The sequence below is a fragment of the Coleofasciculus sp. F4-SAH-05 genome (assembly GCF_040222985.1).
GTDB classification, from domain to species: domain Bacteria; phylum Cyanobacteriota; class Cyanobacteriia; order Cyanobacteriales; family Coleofasciculaceae; genus Coleofasciculus; species Coleofasciculus chthonoplastes.
Map to the genome: position 1 here is coordinate 14,139 of NZ_JAVKBY010000154.1, position 19,396 is coordinate 33,534.

12 protein-coding genes are annotated in these 19,396 nt (G+C 44.9%); 5 read left to right on the top strand and 7 right to left on the bottom strand.

Annotation, left to right across the window (positions count from 1 at the left end; genetic code table 11):
• Positions 1-2: 2 nt before the first annotated feature.
• The 3 genes from RIG27_RS18605 (at position 3) to RIG27_RS18615 (ending at position 5,110) form a co-directional block, all read left to right on the top strand.
• Positions 3-3,053, top strand: a complete 3,051-nt coding sequence (locus RIG27_RS18605) for a peptidase domain-containing ABC transporter (RefSeq protein ID WP_446347579.1) — start codon at positions 3-5, stop codon at positions 3,051-3,053.
• Positions 3,054-3,182: 129 nt separating this feature from the next.
• Positions 3,183-4,724 carry an HlyD family efflux transporter periplasmic adaptor subunit gene (locus tag RIG27_RS18610; protein ID WP_446347581.1) on the top strand — a complete coding sequence of 514 codons (1,542 nt, stop codon included), beginning with the start codon at positions 3,183-3,185 and terminating at the stop codon, positions 4,722-4,724.
• A gap of 41 nt (positions 4,725-4,765) precedes the next feature.
• Positions 4,766-5,110 (top strand): hypothetical protein, encoded by a 345-nt coding sequence (locus RIG27_RS18615; protein WP_446347583.1) that lies wholly within the window; start codon positions 4,766-4,768, stop codon positions 5,108-5,110.
• A gap of 32 nt (positions 5,111-5,142) precedes the next feature.
• Here the strand turns inward: RIG27_RS18615 and RIG27_RS18620 are convergent, their stop codons facing one another.
• Complete coding sequence (locus RIG27_RS18620; RefSeq protein WP_446345781.1) at positions 5,143-5,379, bottom strand: hypothetical protein; 237 nt, start codon at positions 5,377-5,379, stop codon at positions 5,143-5,145.
• Between the two features lie 260 nt (positions 5,380-5,639).
• Here RIG27_RS18620 and RIG27_RS18625 point away from each other — a divergent pair, with 260 nt between their 5' ends.
• The gene (locus tag RIG27_RS18625) at positions 5,640-5,897 is read left to right on the top strand and encodes a hypothetical protein (protein ID WP_446347585.1); all 258 of its coding nucleotides are present in this window, start codon (positions 5,640-5,642) and stop codon (positions 5,895-5,897) included.
• A 13-nt stretch (positions 5,898-5,910) separates the two neighbouring features.
• Here RIG27_RS18625 and RIG27_RS18630 read toward each other — a convergent pair whose 3' ends face one another.
• Positions 5,911-6,561, bottom strand: coding sequence for a calcium-binding protein (locus RIG27_RS18630; protein ID WP_446345785.1), 651 nt, complete (start codon positions 6,559-6,561; stop codon positions 5,911-5,913).
• A 464-nt stretch (positions 6,562-7,025) separates the two neighbouring features.
• Here RIG27_RS18630 and RIG27_RS18635 point away from each other — a divergent pair, with 464 nt between their 5' ends.
• Positions 7,026-10,004: a pentapeptide repeat-containing protein gene (locus RIG27_RS18635; RefSeq protein ID WP_446347588.1), complete on the top strand. Its 2,979-nt coding sequence runs from the start codon at positions 7,026-7,028 to the stop codon at positions 10,002-10,004.
• Between the two features lie 397 nt (positions 10,005-10,401).
• Here RIG27_RS18635 and RIG27_RS18640 read toward each other — a convergent pair whose 3' ends face one another.
• From RIG27_RS18640 to RIG27_RS18660, 5 genes are all read right to left on the bottom strand, one after another.
• Complete coding sequence (locus RIG27_RS18640; protein ID WP_446347589.1) at positions 10,402-11,160, bottom strand: PEP-CTERM sorting domain-containing protein; 759 nt, start codon at positions 11,158-11,160, stop codon at positions 10,402-10,404.
• 282 nt (positions 11,161-11,442) lie between these two features.
• Positions 11,443-12,768 carry a DnaJ domain-containing protein gene (locus RIG27_RS18645; protein WP_446347591.1) on the bottom strand — a complete coding sequence of 442 codons (1,326 nt, stop codon included), beginning with the start codon at positions 12,766-12,768 and terminating at the stop codon, positions 11,443-11,445.
• A 241-nt stretch (positions 12,769-13,009) separates the two neighbouring features.
• Positions 13,010-15,883 (bottom strand): beta-ketoacyl synthase N-terminal-like domain-containing protein, encoded by a 2,874-nt coding sequence (locus RIG27_RS18650; RefSeq protein ID WP_446347594.1) that lies wholly within the window; start codon positions 15,881-15,883, stop codon positions 13,010-13,012.
• A gap of 114 nt (positions 15,884-15,997) precedes the next feature.
• Positions 15,998-17,209, bottom strand: a complete 1,212-nt coding sequence (locus RIG27_RS18655) for a cytochrome P450 (protein WP_446347596.1) — start codon at positions 17,207-17,209, stop codon at positions 15,998-16,000.
• A gap of 110 nt (positions 17,210-17,319) precedes the next feature.
• Positions 17,320-19,329 carry an AMP-binding protein gene (locus RIG27_RS18660; protein ID WP_446347598.1) on the bottom strand — a complete coding sequence of 670 codons (2,010 nt, stop codon included), beginning with the start codon at positions 19,327-19,329 and terminating at the stop codon, positions 17,320-17,322.
• Between the last annotated feature and the right edge of the window lie 67 nt (positions 19,330-19,396).

The window sequence follows — 19,396 nt, forward strand, 5'->3', positions numbered from 1 at the left end:
CCATGACCTACACAAAAACGACGATTCAGGATTTTCTGGCGGATATAGTTCCCTTCAATCAACTTGAAGCCTCGACGCTAAACAAGTTGGCGGGAAAAAGTCAACTGTTGCGCTATCGCATGGGTCAACCGATCCTGGTGCGAGACAAAATGCCCTCTCAAATCTCGATTCTCTATGAGGGAAAGGCGCGTCTTTTAAGCTACGAACAAACCACGCAAAAACCTGTCACCCTAGACTTGTTGAAACCGGGCGCGATTCTGGGTTGGGTGAGTGTGATACGGGGTATCCCTTGTGAAACCGCGATCGCATCAACAGAGGCAGTCTGCTTAACCATCCCCACGGGTCAGTTTTTAGCGCTGATGGCACAGGAACCCACCGCTACCGCCGCGTTCCAAAACCAGTGCAGTGTCATCGAAGCCTTCGAGTTAATTGGCGCGGAGTTGGTACGCCAAGCCAGTGGGATTATGAATCTCAAAGAACTGGCAAAAAACGCTTACCCAGATGCCGAGGTGCGTTACCTCTATCCCATGACTGACGCCACGGAACTGCTGACGCCAGATCGGGTGTGGTTTGTCAGTGGCGGGAGTGTCGTCAAAGATTTTCTCGTGGGAAGTCGGCTGACGCCAGAGGCAATTTCTCAGGGATTGGACATCCAAGGATCTACCCCCGCCCGGATTGTCGGGTTTCGCGAATCGGATTTAGTCGGGGAACCTGAAACCGAACCTCCCACTACCCCAGTGACAGTAGTTGGCGAACAAACCCCCCTAACCACCGACGATGACCCTTGGCTGGATGATAACAATGGCAACGAGAGTATCCCCTATGCCCCTGATAAACCGCCAGAAGCCACAGAGGACGTAGATCAAACCTCTGACCAACGCCGCAAATATCCCCATGTCCGAGGGAAAGGACTCCTCGATGGTACCCTAGCCTGTTTCCAAATGCTGAGTAAGTATTTAGAAATGCCCTTTCGCCGCGATGTGATTCGTCGGGTACTTAATGAACAGATGCAGCGCACCGGGGGGCTGTCGTTACCCCTGTGTGGGGCGGTGGCGGATTTAATCGGTTTACATGCCCAATTGGTAAATGTACCGCCCCAATCGATTAGTCGCCTGCAAACCCCCGCCCTGGTTCCTTGGTATGAAGGCTTTGCCGTTCTCTATGAAGCCAAGCCCCGGGAATTGCTGCTGGGCGTGCCAGAATTGGGGATTGTCCGCCGCAAACCTGCTGATTTACTGGATAGTTTACCGAGAAGCGAAGACGGGCAGTCACCGGAAGCGATCCCGGTGCTGCTGGTACAACGGACAAAGCACACGCCGCAACAACGGTTTGGCTTGCAATGGTTTCTCCCGTCTCTGGTACGCTATCGCCGCGTCTTAATTTTGGTGTTTATCGCCTCGTTTTTTGTGCAGCTATTTGGACTGGCGAATCCGTTGATGATCCAAGTGATCATCGATAAGGTGATCGTACAGAACAGTATTGATACGCTGCATGTACTGGGGTTTTTCCTGGTGATTATTGCCGTTTTTGAGGCGCTATTAACCAGTTTCCGCACGTATCTATTTGTGGATACGACGAACCGGATTGATATGCATCTGGGGTCGGAGATTATTGACCACTTAGTCCGCTTACCGTTGCGCTATTTTGAAAAGCGTCCCGTGGGGGAACTGGCGAGTCGAATTAATGAGTTGGAAAATATTCGTCAGTTTCTCACCGGAACGGCGTTGACGGTGGTGTTAGATGCGGTGTTTTCCGTGTTGTACATCGTGGTCATGTTTATTTATAGCTGGGTGCTAACCATTGTCTCCTTGGGGATTATTCCCCTGTTTGTGTTGTTAACCGTCATTGTGTCACCGATTGTCCGTCGCCAACTGCGGGTTAAAGCTGAACGGAACGCCCAGACGCAATCCTATTTAGTCGAAGTCATGTCTGGGATTCAAACGGTAAAAGCGCAAAACATCGAGTTGCGAACGCGCTGGCAATGGCAGGAACGCTATGCCCGGTATGTATCGGCGGGGTTCAAGACGGTGCTTACCTCGACAACGGCGGGTTCAGCGAGTAATTTCTTGAATAAACTCTCGGCGTTGTTAGTGCTGTGGGTGGGTGCTTATCTGGTTTTAGATGGACAATTAACCCTAGGGCAATTAATCGCGTTCCGGATTATTTCCGGCTATGTTACCAGTCCCTTACTCCGATTAGCCCAACTGTGGCAGAATTTCCAAGAAACGGCGCTATCTTTAGAACGGTTGAGTGATATTGTAGATAGCCCCCAAGAAGCGGATGAGGCGGATCGCTTAAATATTCCCATGCCTGCGATTAAAGGGGAAGTGGAGTATGAAAATCTCTCCTTCCGCTTTGGCACGAGTGGTCCTTGGCAATTAACCAATATTAACCTGCATTTTCCGGCTGGCGTATTTGTCGGGATTGTCGGTCAAAGTGGTTCGGGTAAGAGTACGTTAATGAAACTTTTACCCCGTCTCTATGATGTTGATTCCGGGAGAATTCTAATCGACAACTACGATATCTCCAAAGTTGAACTCTATTCTCTACGTCGTCAGGTAGGAATTGTACCCCAAGATAGTCTGCTGTTTGATGGTACGGTACAAGATAATATTGCTCTGACCAATCCTGATGCTAGCGCCGAGGAAATTATTGCCGCCGCTAAAGTCGCCGCCGCTCATGATTTTATTATGGGGTTGTCCAGTGGTTACAATACAAGAGTCGGGGAGCGGGGATCATCCCTATCAGGAGGACAACGCCAGCGAATTGCCATTGCCCGCACGGTACTGCAAAATCCGCGACTTTTAATTCTAGACGAAGCCACCAGCGCCCTTGACTATGACACCGAACGGCAAGTTTGTTTAAATTTAATTGAAGCCTTCAAAGGACGCACTGTCTTTTTCATTACCCACCGTTTAACTACCATTCGCAACAGCGACATCATTTTAATGATGGATAAAGGATCAGTCGTTGAACAAGGAACCCATGACGAACTGATGGCACTGCAAGGGCGCTACTACTGCCTCTATCAACAGCAAGATGCTCAACTTTGATGGTCATTTGTCCTTTGTCATTCGTCCTTTGTTTTTTCCAAGCCCTCAAGATGACAAAAGTTGTTTGACTTTAAACAGATGACTTGATGACCAATGACCAATGACCAATGAGGAAGGACTAATTATATCATGAATCAACGCAACGGATCATCCAGCCAACCCCTTGCCACGCGATCGCCCGCACAGTCGGTGAAAACATCAACCAAAGCCGGAACCACCCGTCGAAACAATCAACCCCCAGAATTTGATCAACCCGTTATCCTGCAACAATCTCCCCTGTGGCCCCGAATGATTGTGGTAGCGATTATTGGGGTGACGACATTAAGCGTCACCTGGGCGTGTTTCGCGAAAATTGAAGAAGCTATTCCTGCCCAAGGCAAACTCGAACCCAAAGCCGCCGTCAAGGAAGTCCAAGCCCCTCAAGGTGGGGTGGTTAAATCGGTGGAGGTTGAAGAAGGCGATCGCGTCGAAAAAGGGGATACCCTGCTCACCTTTGACCAAACAGCGGCTCAAGCTCAATTTAAATCGCTCCAGCAAATTCGCGCCGCTTTGATGCAAGAAAATCAATTTTATCAGGCTCAGATGACGGGCAAAGCCGTTCCCATTGACCCCGAAAATCTGCCAGAGAAACTCCCGCCCCAAATTGCCTCACTTACCAAAAATCGGGCTGCTTTAGTGGCAGAAAATCGGTACTATCAAGCCCAACTCACGGGAAATCCTACCGGTTTAACTCTGCCACAACAGCAACGTTTACAGGCAAGCCAAAACGAGTATAACTCTCGTGTCGCGGCAGCGGATTTAGAAGTCGAACAAGTCAACCGACAACTCACTCAAACCCAAATCCAACTTGCCGATGCTGAACAAGTGTTAGCCTTTAACCGACAAATTACCGATCGCCTAGAAAAGCTGTGGCGAGAAGGAGCATTCGGCGAACTCCAGTATCTGCGTCAGAAACAAGACACCGACAGCAGCGCCGCCGAAGTAGCCCGTCTCCAGAAAGAACAGGAACGGTTAGAGAAAGCGATCGAGCAAGCCCAGGAACGCAAACAGAACACCATGGCGCTATCGGAAGAAGAACTGCGAACGCAAATTGCTCAAAACGAACAACGGATTGCCGAAATTGACAGCCAACTCACCAAAATTATTGTTGAAAACCAAAAACGTCTCCAAGAAATCGAGAGTCAACTCAGCCAAATCCAGGTAACGTTAACCAATCAGGAATTACATGCACCTGAAAGTGGCATAGTGTTTGACCTGCAAGCCAGTCCTGAATTTGTGGCAAACACCAGTGAGCCCGTGCTGAAAATTGTCCCGAATGACACACTCGTTGCCAAAGTTTATATCACTAACCAAGACATTGGTTTTGTCAATGAAGGAATGTCCGTGGATGTCAGGGTTGATTCCTTCCCCTATAGCGAATTTGGGGATGTCAAAGGCAATTTAGTCCAGATTGGTTCTGATGCTTTACCGCCCAATGAAGTCTACCCGTTCTATCGTTTCCCAGCGGAAATTCGCATGGATAGACAAACCATATCTGTCAATGGAAAAGAAATTCCCTTACAATCGGGGATGTCAATCAGCGCTAATATTAAAGTCCGCAAGCGTCCTGTAATTAGTATCTTCAGCGACTTGTTTATGCGGAAAATTGATAGTCTCAAAACTGTACGATAAAAAAGTTAAGCAACGTTATCAGTCAGCGACAGAAGTCCTCCATGCGCACCATATTCATGCAGCAAGCCCTACATAAAGACAATGGTAGGGGCGAGCCGCCGCATTCAATTCACACCGCTCAGCCCTTAATGCGATCGGCTCGCCCTGCGCTGGGTATCGGTAATTATCAGAAACCACATACCGTTAGAAAAGGGCGAGTCGAGATAGGTTACTTCTCACACTGCCTAGGATATGCAGCGACTCGCCCCTACAACCGCGATAATTCCTGTCAAATTGTGGAGGGAATATTACAATGTCCCGTGACCATGTCCCCTCTACTCCAGGGAACTAAGCGGGAGTATCAGAAAATGGGTAAGGTCTGGGATAATGGTTTAGGAGCGAGTTAAGTTGTTGTCGTCTACACGCGATATGTCCCGGATTAACTGTCGTAGGAACGCCCACCTCTAGACAGGGCTGTTGCCAAGGCGATTCCAGGTAAGGTGATCACGATAGCCCAAGGCGATCGCAACCAGTCTAGCTGGGCTTCTTTTCGGTGAGAGGACTCATACTTGCTATAGCTACAGGATTGGGCGGAACTAGCTGAACCTAGCATCACACCTGTTGCGATCGCGCTCGTTGCCAAAATAGCGGTTATGACTAATTTAGGTTTCATCATCTTTAATAAATCTTAAAGGAGTTGGCTGGAATCCGTGTTTGCATCCAGCTTGTCTAGATTTTATCTAATCGTGGGGGGAAAGGGGGAGCAATAAGACCCACGCTGTAATCTATGATGAGCGCGTTGGGATACACTGGACTCCCCCAACATCAATGTGGTAAACTCATTTGCATCATCCTGATGATGCATCTGCTCACAAAGCTAGTTGAAATTGCTGCACCGTAAGAAGCGTAATGCGCTAATCTGAATGAAGAGTGTACATGCAACCTACTTCCACCCAGCGATCTCTCACGCTTGGGTTTCTTGAGTACCACTTGGCGTCATTGGGGCGTCATTGGGGCGTCATTGGGCGCGATCGCGAGATGTCCGATTCATATCCTAATTTTTGTAGATGTCAAGATATACCAGTAGAGACGCTGCATGCAACGTCTCTACTGCAACGTCTCTACAATGTTTTTGCGGTTGGCATAAAAAGGGGCTGTCAACCCGGAACCCGGATTTGGTATGATGACCGATGATCGCTGGACAGGCTTAACTGGAAAACAGAGTAAGTTCTGCGCCAAAAATATCAGTTGAATGAGCCGCCACAGTCTGAACATCAACATTATGCAGCGTTGCCATAATCGAATGATTACCTAAACCGATCATTGTATCATTGCCAAGTCCTATCAAAACTACGCCGCGTAGATCGGAGAGTCCCAAGTCAATTTGGTCTTGATAGGGGTTAAAGTTATTAATCTCACTAGATCCCCACATTTCTAAGCTAATGGTATCCTGTCCACCGCCCAGCCAGATTTGATTTTGACCTCTACCTGCATTAATTAAATCATCACCTGAACCACTGTAAATAATGTCATTTCCATCTCCAGTATTAATCGTGTTTACCCCTTCACCCGCGTAAATAATATCATCACCCGATCCCGTGGTAATTGTATCAGCCGCCGAACCCCCATAAATCAGGTTATCGCCGCCTCCAGCATCAATTATATTTTCCCCTTCGTTGGCATAAATCGTGTCATTGCCATCCCCAGCCGTAATCCAATCAGCCGCCGAACCGCCGTAAATTTCATTATTGCCATATCTCGCTATAATCTGATTGGTTCCTTCACCTCCATAAATGACATCATCACTGGATGTGCCTTCTAGCCAATCATCACCAACTGTGCCAAAAATGTAATTCATCAACTTGCTCCAAATGTGATTGTTTGATATTGGGTTATCCCTTGGATATGTATGCTAAGAAGGCAACGTCCCACCTATCTATTAATTCTTGCGGCAATTAAATTGCGTTAACCCTGTTTCTGAAAACAATATGAATCCGATATTTTTTCGACAGAGTAAAATTTAATTCAACTTTATTTTATAAACTTTTGTTTTGTTTTTGGTAAAGTTTCCATAAAGAAAGTGTCAGAACTTTATGAAGTTTTGGTCAAGACGCTATTTAACTTATGGACATCCCAATGCCAGCAATGTCTTGACTCCTAAATGCTGCTGTACTATCCAGTTCGTCTTATACCAAATCCGCCTTTGTCACCCCCTGCTTGTAGGAGAGGGCTAGGGAGAGGTTTGGGTAGGGGTCTTTATCCGAGTCAATTAACCAACCGAATCATTTATCCTGTAAGGGAGAGGTTAATACTTGATCAGCGATGACAAAAATTAAGCAGGTTTGGCAGCTTCTCAATACTGATATCCGGGAATTAGGGAAACCGGGAGAAATTGCCGAGGCTGGCGCAGAGGTTTCTAAGGCGGGGTTAGAATTAGCGATCGCGCTAGGTTTATTGGGAACGCCAGCCGCACCTATGGCGGCGATCCCGGCTGGGTTGTCGTTTGTGGGGCTTGCTCGCAAAGGGGTGAACCTGTATCGTGATAAGGCGAAGGGAACGACAAAGTTAGAAGAGTGGGCTGCGATCGCGTTTCCTTTAGCCTATCTCGAAAGTTTCGATATATTGGTGCGTGAGAATGATTGGCTACAGCAAAAAATCGGTTCTGGGATATCGAATCAAGCGGCTAAGTCGCAACTTGAACAGCTTGGAGAACTTCAACTTGACCAAAAACTAATTGAAGACGCTTTAACCTATTTTCCCGAATCCCGGTTAGGACAGGCGTTAAATCAGCAATTATCAGAATACTTAAACCAAGCGGGATTAAATCAGTACAGTATTCCCATTGTAACCGGATGGGTAGCCTGGGGAATCTATCCGATTATTGATCAGCTACTCTCCTACGAATCAGAGACGATCACCCAACCTCTACAATTAACCCGCACCGCCGCACGGGAAACCCAAGCAACCCAGAAATATAGCAGCATTGAATCCTATTTAACGGAACAAATATCTCCTAATACCAGTAATCCTCTGTTACAAAACCAGTGGAAAGTATTGGGTGAAATGTTCACGCTTCCGGATATCTATGTGCCACTGGAAGCCCATTTAGTGGATAAAAACGGCAAAGTTGATAAACAAGCAAACCCGGTTAATTTAGAACAGTGGGCAAAAGAACAGCTTACGAATCCGGATAAAAATGGTCAAGTCCTATTCATTCAAGCGGGACCCGGACGAGGAAAAAGTGTCTTTTGTCGCATGTTTGCTAATTGGGTGCGAGAACATTTTCATCCCATCTGGACACCGATTCTGATTCGACTCCGGGATATTGACGCTTTTGAAAACAATATCGAAAATACCCTCCGCGCTGCGGTTAAGGCAGATTTTGTTAAGAGTGATAACGGCTGGTTAACTGACCGCAATACCCGATTTTTATTCGTCCTGGATGGATTTGATGAATTGCGAATGGAGGGGAGAACTACAGGCGGGATTGAAAAGTTTCTCAAACAGGTGGGGAATTTTCAAACCAGTTGTCAGCAAAATTCACAACTGGGACATCGGTTTTTAGTCACGGGTAGAGAATTAGCATTACATGGGATTGAACGATTTCTCCCTGGAAATTTAGAACGGGTAGAAATTGCCCTAATGAATGACCAACTCCAGCAGCAATGGTTGGAGAAATGGTCAAATTTAGTGGGTGAGGATAACGCTAACGCATTGGGGGAATTTTTACAGGCTGAAAACTGCCCGGAACGGGTGAAGGAATTGGCGCGAGAACCGCTATTACTTTACCTTTTAGCTGCGATGCATCGGGATGGTGAAATATCCTTAGAAATGTTTGAGGGAACCAGCCGCGCTGGTGCTAAAGTGTTAATTTATCAAAAGGCTTTAGATTGGGTACTAACTCAGCAGCGTTCTCAAGAACTGAATCTGGAACTTACAGAACAAGAGACAGACGATTTGCGGCGCATTCTCACTGAAGCGGGCTTATGTGTCACTCAATCGGGTGGAGAGTGGACTTCAATTGCCATGATTGAGGAACGTCTCAAGGGAGATGATCAAGCCAGGAAATTGTTAGAAAAGGCACGAGAACGCATTGGTGATAATAATCCGTTGAGAAATGCGCTAGCCGCGTTTTATCTACGACCCGCTTCTGCTGCTGACGCCACGGAAGGAGCGGTGGAATTTGTCCATAAAAGTTTTGCTGAGTTTTTATGCGCCCAGCGGTTAGTTGAAAGCTTGAAAGAGTGGGTTGAACCGCGCCGCAAACGTGGGGGTTTTCTAGTTAGCCGGGAGCAGTTAGCTGAGGAAGTCTACGATTTACTAGGTTATGGGGGGCTGACATGGGAAATAGTCGAGTATATGATAGTGTTGCTTGATGTCAATCAGGAAGAATTTTTGCAATTATTTCAGCGTTTGGAAGAATTCTACCTCGATTGGTGCAATGGGGAGTTTATTGATGCAGAACCTACGAGTAATCTGCCTCAGAACAAGATGCTGCAATTGCGAAAGCATGGTAGTTTGATGGGATTGCGAGAGGTGGATATTTATGCTGGACTAAATGCGATGATTCTGCTTTTAGAATTGAAGGATTATTCTGTGATCAGGGATGAACTGAAGGGTAAGATTAGCTTTAATCCTTGTGGTAAAGAAGATATTTTTGATCCAGAACAATTACTTCGCATTATTAGTTATAGCAATAGCGTTAAACTTGACACTTTTGTCAATACAGTTGATCTATTTCTTAGCAACGTCAATCTCAAGCAGGTAAATCTCAGACGTGTCAACCTCAATTTCGCTAACCTCATCGGTGCAGACCTCAGTGGCGCAGACCTCAGTGATGCCAACCTCAACTTCGCTAACCTCAGCGGCACAAACATCATTGGGGCTAATCTCAGGGGTGTGGAACTCATCGATGCAGAACTCATCGACGCCAACCTCACCAACGCCAACCTCGACGGCGCAGAACTCCCTGGTGCTAACCTCAGCAATGCCAACTTCAGCAATGCCAATCTTCGAGAGGCAAAACTCAGGTATGCTAACCTCAGCAGTGCCAACCTTAGCAGCGCCAATCTCATGGGCGCATACCTTGGCAATGCCAACCTCAGTTTTGCATACCTTAGCGATGCCAACCTCAGTTTTGCATACCTTGGTGGTGCCAACCTCAACGGTATTACCTGGAATGAAAATACTCAATGGGAAAACGTGCGAGGATTAGAAACAGCCGAAAATGTGCCAGAAGCATTAAAGCAACAGCTATCGCTTTCCCCACCCAATCCACCACCAGACGCGCCCAATTCATAAGCCGATCAAATGCTGACCCATCCTACTATTAAGACAACAGACAGGGAAGACGCGATCGCAGGCTGTGGAAGGGCGGGTTTTGCACGAAAGTTATCGGTTCTGTTTTGATAGGTTAGTTCCTAAACCCGCCCCTACAAATTGGGTTGACGATAACGCGATTAATTTAGTCCGCGCAGGCGGACTTTGTTTGTGTAGCTGCGATTTCCTTTTCAACAGTGGAAGGGCGAGTTTTGCACGAAAGTTATCGGTTAGGTTTTGATATGTTAGTTCCTAAACCCACCCCTACAGATTGGGTTGACGATAACGCGATTAATTTAGTCCGCGCAGGCGGACTTGGTTTGTGTAGCTGCGATTTCCTTTTCAACAGGGCTGTGGAAGGGCGGGTTTTGTACGAAAGTTATCGGTTAGGTTTTGATAGGTTAGTTCCTAAACCCGCCCCTACAGATTGGCGTTTACGGGAAGCTATACCGACACCCGCAAGTGCGATTAAACCCATAATAGACGCAGGTTCAGGGACAGACTGAGAGGAATTGATTTGATCTCCTGTGACCAAAATGTTATCAAACGACAACAACTCTGTGGATGCAGTCGTGTTAAGCTGCACTTTCACTTGTAATGTACTACCATCACCGATCGCTTGATTCACCGTTTGATTCGTGAAAAGTCCAGACTGGGTAATTAAGTCAGCCGCCAGAAACTCAACATCATCCAGTAAATAGGACACAATAAAGTAATCTTTTTCACCAATCGGGCTGTTTTCCTCGTGTTCAAAACTGACATCACTGGCGAAAGTATCCAACGATAACGCCAGGTTCGTAAATCCAGAAATATCGATTTCTGGACTCAGCCACGCTGGAAATAAGGGATTAAGATTACCCCCAGAGGTACATCTTACATTCGGACAACCCGCGTTTGTATCACGAGCGGTGAAGGCTTCAGCCTCGACTCTGAAGTAATCGTTGGAGTCAAAGAGAGCCGCATCATTCAACTCAATCGACCAATCCACGCCAACTACGTCTGTAGCTGCTCCGCCTGTTGCTCCTTTGCCGTTTTGACCAGAGAAGTCTTCCCCATACAAGGTAAGGGCTTGTACATTCTCAGGAACAAAGATTAAACCTAAGACCAAACTTAAACTTGCCAATACTGTTTTTTTCATAGCCTCTTAAGCATCATACTGATAACTGTACTGTCTTCTATGGTAGAGTGATCACGTTTTGCAAAGCAAGCGGATTAACTTAACTTTATCAGTTTTTTATATAACCTCAACTAAACTATAATGAAAGTATTACTGGAAATTATGCCCCAAATGTCCGGCTGTAGTTAGTTTGGCGATAATGTCTAGAATCATTTCCCGGATTTCCTCTTTTATTTAGGGGAGTCTAGACGTTTACACAAACTTTATCAAATGTCGGTTTTTGACGGTTTCCCAATCCCATCCTCAAAAAGACACCATTCCCAGCATCGCCATAAACGCCCAATAGGAAATCCAGCCACTGACTAAAACCATCACCGGAACCCATAACGCGGCTGTCTTTTCGGATAAATTCGCGATCTGTGTGCAACCACTATACAGCGTCAGAATCGTGTAGCAGCTAGTGAATACAGTGATCATCACCATAAGTTGACTCGGCAAATTGGACGAAATCCCATTAGCGATCGCTAAAATGGTTAATGGCATCAGTGTCGCCCCAGCCAGAAAACTATCCCCCGCCAAACTACCAGGATGACGCCGAATTAATCGCGCGATCGCACTCATCAAGACTAGAATGATAAACGGCATCATACCCACGCCAATTAACGGAATCAGGGAAACAGAAACCACATCCCGCCAACCTGTATAAATACCCCAGACAAAACAAGCATCAAAAATCGCCGCCAATAGGAATCCTACCATCATAGCACGTTGAGCATCGAGACGGGCAAAACTGGGTAAGAGTCCCCCCATGGGATTCAGTAAAAAGGACTTGAGAGTTGCCAGGATATCCCCCAGTAATTCTTTGAGATAATGGAGCGGATTTCGTTTCTTCAACCCTCCCCATTTTCCTTGGGATTGCTTCAGCGTTTTCAAGGTTTCTTGAACTAACCGATATCCTGTTTTATCTCCTTGTTCACGTAACAATTGTGCCGCTTGGTGAAAATCCGCGATCGCGCTTTCAAATTCCTTCAAATCTTTATGGGCTAAACCGCGCTGATAGTAAGCTTTAGCATGAGTAGAATCATACGCGATCGCTTGAGTATAGGCATCAATCGCCGCCTGACTATATCCCAGTCGATAACGCGCTCTCCCTTGGTAATAATAAGCTGGGGCAAACTGAGAATTAATCCTTAATGCCTGATTACAATCTTGTAGTGTTACCCTCGCATTTCCTAGTTTATAATACGCGGCACCCCGTTCCACGTAGGCGTCCACAAACTGAGGATTTATGGAAATCGCTTGATTACAATCCTTAACCACCCCCTGATACTTTTTAGCCAACGCCTTACTAACCGCCCGCACATAGAAATCTTGAGCCGTCATTGACTCCCTTTTAGGCGGATTAGACTGAGGTTGAACCTCTTGGTTATACTGACGCCGCCTTACCTCATCCGACAGCACCTGATACGCCTCACAAATCACCTTAAACCGCTCCGTGGCGTCTGGATTATCGGGATGCAAATCTGGATGGTATTGACGCACGAGGCGACGATAAGCCTGTTTGATCTCCTGTTCGGTTGCGCCAGGAGAAATCTCCAGAATTTGATAGTAATTACGATAATTATGCATCTGACTGGGTGGAATTATACCATAGTAATTCTGTCATACAATCGAGGGTTTCATCAATCCTTGAATTACTGCCCCAATCATTTATTCAATTCTATCTATTGCTTTCTAACCTACTAAGTAGGTTGGTGGAAATAAACTCAACCTTATGAAGTTATGTTAAAAAGCCTCAAACCCTTACAAAGGACGAATGACGAATGACGAATGACGATCCCTGCCGTTAACTTTAATTGTCCCCACCTACTTAGCTAGATTCAATCGGAAGTGTACTAGCCTTTAAAATTTCGTTAATTGGTTTAGCCAGATCGTTAATATAAGGTTGATCAAAAAGATGATGATGAGGTCCGGGTACTTGATAAATTTCTAAATTTTCTCCAGCCGCTTGTTTCAGTCGAGATAAATCTGCATTCTGCCATTCTAAGGAAAGGAGGAGATAAGTCTGCTCAGGATAAGGTTGGACTATATACTGCTTCCGAGAAACTAAATAGTCACTATAAAATTCTCCAAATTTGCTTTTTTGCTGTATCTGGCTTGAATTTTGCTGAGAAAATGATGAAAATTTTCTAAGAATATGCTTTTTAAATAAATTCTTGCTTTTGGCAAAAAGATAATTGACACCTAATAAACGGACAACTTCATATCGATGAGATAATTGAGGTTTGTATGATCGCAAAATTCCATCAATCAAGATAATAAATGCAACGTCTTGGTTTAATTTTCTCAACTGCCTCACAACTTCTAAAGTCAAATGAGCATCTCCACAAAAACAGATAAACTGATAAGGTGGTTTGAGAGTAGACTGACACAAATCTTGCACCATAGTTTCTGCTATTGCCGGAAGTTTATCCTGAGGTTCCAATAATGATATTTTTTGAATCATTTCCTGGGAAAATCTGAAGAGATTTAGGTTTACTAATGGATATTTTTCCCACAAATTGGCGGCTAAATTTCGCATTTGCCCCATTGAATTAATCGAGATTAGAGGAGATATTTCCCTTTTACCTTGTGGTTGAATGATAGTTAAAGAAGATGAATTTTGTAGTGGAGACTGTTGAAGAACTTGGGCAAGTCCTCCGAGTGTAGGAAATTCAAAAATTGTGATCGGATATATTTTTTGACCAAATATATTTTCAATTTCTAAACATAGATTTGCGGCTAGGAATGAATTGCCACCTAGTTCAAAAAAGTTATCTTCTGCTCGAACAGTTTTATTGTTGAGTAAATTTTGCCAAATTTGCCTGAGTTGAAATAGGGTGGCATTCTCAGAGGCACTCAGAGTATCCGTATTAATAGAGAGTTGAGAAGCAATAGGCTTTATGTCCAAAGGACTAGATGCTTTAACCGTCGATTCAAACCAATACCTCTGTTTTTCAAAAGGATAACTCGGTAATGAAGTTAACTGATAAGACTCGGCTCTATAAATTAAGTTCCAGTCAACTTTATGTCCTTCTAACCATAGGCATCCTAACTTAGTTAACATTTCCTGCCACAATAAACGATTTTTACGAGCAACAGTAAAGATATCCTGAGATTCAGTAATAGCCAAGCTCTCCTGAATCACCGATAAGGTATCAATTTTGCGCTGGCGTTTGTTTACTGTACCAGTTAGGACTACTGGGGTATTCCTATCTTGAATAAATTGTTCTAGATTATCTTGGAGTTGGTTGATGGAAGCAACGATGGTGAAGAGACGGTAGGAAAAATTTGATCGCGCAGTATTCGCACTGTAACAAAGATTGCCTAAATCCACGTCTGGGTTTTGAGATAACCACACTAGGTAACCTTTGACAAGGGTGTGCAAGGCGGTTTCGGTTTGAGCAGACAGAGTAAGCAGATGAAACGGTGTAGTAACAGGATAGATTGGAGGCGGTGATGGTGCTTCTTCTAGCACTACATGAGCATTCGTCCCGCCAAAACCAAAAGCACTGACTCCCATCAGTAGGGGTTTTGTTGTCGGGGGTAATGACTCGAGGTGTTGTTGTACCTGTAGTCTTAACGTTTCAAAATTAATAGCAGGATGAGGTTGCTGGAAATGAAGTGTAGGGAAAAGCTGACGATGCTGGAGGGAGAGAATCACTTTGATTAAACCAGCCATACCCGATACTGCTTCTGTATGTCCAATATTGGTTTTGACTGAACCAACCCGACAGGGATTATCTAGGGAACGCTGATTCCCCAAAACCTTACTAATAGCTTTGAGTTCCAACGCATCACCAATAGGAGTTCCAGTGGCGTGGGTTTCGATATAGGTAACTGTTGTCGGATCAACTTGAGCCTGTTGATAGGCTTGCTGGAGTAAATCAACTTGTGCTTGCAGGTTTGGTGCGGTTAAACCATTACTCCGTCCATCCTGATTTACACAGCTTCCCTTGATGATAGCGTAAATGCGATCGCGATCGGCTTGCGCCTGAGCTAGTGGTTTCAACACCACCATTCCCACCCCTTCACTCCTGACATAACCATCAGCGCGAGCATCAAATACTTTGCAGCGATTATCCCTAGCAATTAAACCAGCCTCTTCAAATTTTCCTGTCCCATTTTCCACTAAGATCAGATTGACTCCCCCCACTAAAGCTAGGGTAGATTCCCCTGTCCAGAGACTGCGACAAGCTCGGTCTACTGCTACTAAAGCTGAAGAACAAGCGGTGTCAACAGACATACTAACTCCGCGAAAGTCAAAGAAATAGGAAATCCGATTCGCCGCCATTCCTCGTTGGTTTCCCGTCGTTACATCAAAACGTTCAATTCCCTGATCATTGATTAGTCGAGAGTAGTGATTACTCCCAATCCCAACAAAAACCCCTGTCCTACTTCCAGCCAACTTTTTAGGAACTAGACCGGCATCTTCTAACGCTTCCCAAGCTGTTTCTAAAAGTAGACGGTGTTGAGGGTCTATCATCGCAGCTTCCTGGGGAGGAATTTTGAAAAAATCAGTAGCAAATTGATCAACATTGTCTAAAAATCCCCCCGAAATTGAGAAACTTGAATCACTGGAGTTTCGTGATGATTGAGTGATTGCATCAACACCATAATTCAATAATTGATAAAATTCTTGTGTATTTTTCGCTTGAGAAAAACGACAGCTTAACCCAATAATTGCAATTGGTTCTTGACTCATGTTAAATTTCTCTAAGGCTCTAAGGTAAAGTTTATTCGAGAACAAGTGGCATACAAAATAATTTGATATTGATATGCCAGTGATTGTATATTAACCCTTCAGTGAATCAATAAATTAAGTTTCAAAAGTTACAGGTAAACTTTTTAGCCCTCGCAAGGTGATACTTTCACGCCAGTCTAGACTTTCCGTGTTAAGCTGAAGGTTCGGTAATCTTTGCACCATTGCATTAATCCCAATTTGTCCTTGGACTCTAGCCAGAAATGCACCCAGACAAAAGTGTATTCCTCCCCCAAAAGGCAAGCTATAGTTGCGGCGTTTAAAATCTAGATGGTCAGGATTGGTAAACTGTTTTGGGTCGCGATTTGCCGCACCAATGCAGAGAATCACTTTATCCCCAGCTTGAATCGTTTTCTCTCTCATTTCTACATCTTCTATAGCTAAACGAGCAATCACTTGCACTGGACTATCGTAGCGGAGTAACTCTTCAACCGCATTTTTGATCCGGTCTGGATTTTCTTTGAGTTCGGCTAGCTTCTCAGGATGCTTCAGGAGAGCAACAGTCGCATTTCCCACCAGGCTTTTCGTTGTTTCTTGTCCAACAATCAGTAACATGATACAAAAGCCAAGAATTTCTTCTTGAGTTAGACGGGTTCCTTCCTCTCTAGCTGCAATTAAACGACTAATCAAGCCATCATTCGGATATTTCTCTAAGTGACGAATCCGTTCAGTTAAGTAGTCCCTCGCTTCTATTGCCATTTGATTTTGCTGTTGATAACCTTGTAAAGACATGGGTTGATCAAAAACAAAGAATAACTCATAAGACCAACGCACTAGCTTAGGATAGTCTTCTGGTGGGAGTCCCAAGATGCGAGTCACGGTCATCGCGGGTAGGGGACTGGCTAAATCTTTAATTACATCCATTTCTCCTGTGGCTTTTACTTTCGCCAGTAGGTCATTCGCCATTGTTTCTATCTCAGGTCGCATTCCTTCTACAGTGACAGGAGAAAAGTCTTTACTCACCAGACCTCGCAATCGTGTATGATCAGGAGGCTCTAGGAAAAAAAGCCAGTTATGAATCGTTTGAGCTAGGGGGTCAAGATTGCCTTGCTTCAGGTAATGGCTTTTCTGGATTAGGCGTTCGGGTAAGTCATCGACACAGAAGCGAGTATCTTTTAGAATGGCTTCCACATCCTCATAGCGCGTAATCACCCAAGCATTCAGAAAACTGCGATGAATTGGGTCTTCTCGACGCAAATATTCGTAGGTGGGATAGGGATTTTGATGAAATTCTGGTTGGAAAGGGTTAAAGCGGATAGTTGTTGTCATTTCGGTTAGTTCCTACGCTCTAAATTCAGATTGAAGCTGCAACAAAAGCCTCACAATATTACTCTTAGGGTTTTCCCTCGGTCAGTAGTAGTGATTGGCAGACTTAAAAGTTAGTCAGAGATTTCTGTACTGAGATACTCCGTTAAAGATTCAATAGTGGTATATTCCCAAAAAAGTGTAGGTTCTAATTCACGCTCCAGCAAAACCTCCAATTCTCCAGTAATTTCTAGCGCAACTGAAGAATCTAAACCATACTGAGCAAAAGATTCTTCTGGATCAATTTCTTCGGGATCAATATTGAGAACCGTTGCCAGTCTACTAATCAGCCAATTTTCCAGGGTTTCTGGGGTCAGGGTTGAGGATGTAATATCTGGCATGGGTATTGAGGTTGGCGATAAATTAGCTTGTTGCCATTCGCCAACGATATCAAGGGTTTGATTGAGAAATCTGTCCCGACAGGTGCGACGTTGAATTTTACCACTAGATGTCTTAGGAATACTGGCAGTTTTGAGCAAAGCCACAGCATAAACGTCTAAATCATAGTCAGCCGCAATAACTTTACGAATTGCACCGACGACTTCATCCACATTCAACTTACGTAGATAACTACGTTCAACTTCTTGAGTAATGACTAATTTCTCCAAACCATTGACCTGGATACTGAAAGCTGCACCAGCATCAGGACGTAACGCTGGGTGAGATTGAGAAACGGTATATTCAATATCTTGCGGGTAGTGGTTACGACCCCAGATAATGATCACATCTTTGAGCCGTCCAGTGATAAATAACTCACCATCATGCCAAAAGCCTAAATCTCCAGTACGCAAAAATTGTCCTGGAGTTGTTTCCGGCAAAGATGCGCCAAAGGTGTCCTGTGTGACTTCTACTTGTTGCCAATACCCCTGAGCTATGCTTGGACTAGAGACCCAAATTTCACCCACTTGATTATCTGCACAGGGGGTAGTTTCAGGATTAACGATGAGGACTTTTGTTTCTAGCCACGGATGTCCACAGCTAACCAGGTTTTTTACATTTTCGCTATTGGCTAACGCTTTGACGACTTGATTTTGTTCTAAAGCTGGTGCGTCAACGGTAAGCACTTTTGGCTCATCTTGGAGGTTTCCTCCACTAATCATCAGCGTCGATTCTGCCATCCCATAACAGGGATAGAAAAACTTAGACTGAAAGCCACAGGAGGAAAACTTAGAGGTAAATTGTGCTAAAGTTTCTGCACGAATCGGTTCCGCGCCATTGTAGGCACTTAACCAACAACTTAGATCAAGTCCTTTTTGCTGTTCAGGCGTAATTTTATTAGTGCAGAGTTCATAGCCTAAGTTCGGACCCCCACTATGGGTAGCGCGATAGTGAGAAATGGCTTCAAGCCAGCAACTCGGATTTTGTAAAAAAGCCGTGGGTGGCATTAAAACCCCAAGACACCCTGTATAGAGAGGTTCGAGAATCCCATCAACCAGTCCCATATCATGATAGTGAGGCAACCAACTAACGGATACACTCTCTGGAGTCAGTTCAAAGGCTGCCTGAATCGTTTTAAGGTTATGGATTAAGTTAGCGTGACTCACCATCACGCCTTTGGGAATTCCAGTTGAACCAGAAGTATATTGTAAAAAGGCAAGGGTGTCAGGCGAAATTGTTGGAGGAGACCAGTTTTCTTGCTCTGGAACAGGGGTATCAGTCGCAATCCAGTTTAGTTGTTGTAGCTCTGGGATTGGGTTAACTTTATCTTTGAGCTTGGATAACAGGGATGTTGTGGTTAGTGCTACCAGAGGTTGAGCATCTTTGGTAATGGCTTGCAGCCGATTGAGGGGACGGTTAGGACGGGGAGGATGAATCGGTACAGCAACAATACCAGCGTAGAGACAGGCGATGAAAGCGGTAATAAATTCTAAACCGGCAGGATAAATGAGTAAGGCTCTGTCCCCTGGTTGCGCTAGGGTTTGTAGATAAGTGGCAAGAGTTTGAGCCTGTTGGTCTAGTTCTTGGTAGGTTAAATGAGCCGTTTCTGTTGTGCCATTGCCGAGAAAAGTGTAGGCGCGTTGTTCGGGTTGTTGGTGCGATCGCGCTTTCAAGATTTCAACTAAACTATCTACTTGAGAAGACATCGTATAAAGTAATACCTACAACTTATATCTAACTTGTCTAAATGAGTTGTAAAATTAGAACCAATAT

Excerpts from the sequence above, each read along its gene's own strand:
- RIG27_RS18605 (WP_446347579.1), top strand. The coding sequence starts at position 3 with ATGACCTACACAAAAACGACGATTCAGGATTTTCTGGCGGATATAGTT.
- RIG27_RS18610 (WP_446347581.1), top strand. The coding sequence starts at position 3,183 with ATGAATCAACGCAACGGATCATCCAGCCAACCCCTTGCCACGCGATCG.
- RIG27_RS18615 (WP_446347583.1), top strand. The coding sequence starts at position 4,766 with ATGCGCACCATATTCATGCAGCAAGCCCTACATAAAGACAATGGTAGG.
- RIG27_RS18620 (WP_446345781.1), bottom strand. The coding sequence starts at position 5,379 with ATGATGAAACCTAAATTAGTCATAACCGCTATTTTGGCAACGAGCGCG.
- RIG27_RS18625 (WP_446347585.1), top strand. The coding sequence starts at position 5,640 with ATGCAACCTACTTCCACCCAGCGATCTCTCACGCTTGGGTTTCTTGAG.
- RIG27_RS18630 (WP_446345785.1), bottom strand. The coding sequence starts at position 6,561 with ATGAATTACATTTTTGGCACAGTTGGTGATGATTGGCTAGAAGGCACA.
- RIG27_RS18635 (WP_446347588.1), top strand. The coding sequence starts at position 7,026 with ATGACAAAAATTAAGCAGGTTTGGCAGCTTCTCAATACTGATATCCGG.
- RIG27_RS18640 (WP_446347589.1), bottom strand. The coding sequence starts at position 11,160 with ATGAAAAAAACAGTATTGGCAAGTTTAAGTTTGGTCTTAGGTTTAATC.
- RIG27_RS18645 (WP_446347591.1), bottom strand. The coding sequence starts at position 12,768 with ATGCATAATTATCGTAATTACTATCAAATTCTGGAGATTTCTCCTGGC.
- RIG27_RS18650 (WP_446347594.1), bottom strand. The coding sequence starts at position 15,883 with ATGAGTCAAGAACCAATTGCAATTATTGGGTTAAGCTGTCGTTTTTCT.
- RIG27_RS18655 (WP_446347596.1), bottom strand. The coding sequence starts at position 17,209 with ATGACAACAACTATCCGCTTTAACCCTTTCCAACCAGAATTTCATCAA.
- RIG27_RS18660 (WP_446347598.1), bottom strand. The coding sequence starts at position 19,329 with ATGTCTTCTCAAGTAGATAGTTTAGTTGAAATCTTGAAAGCGCGATCG.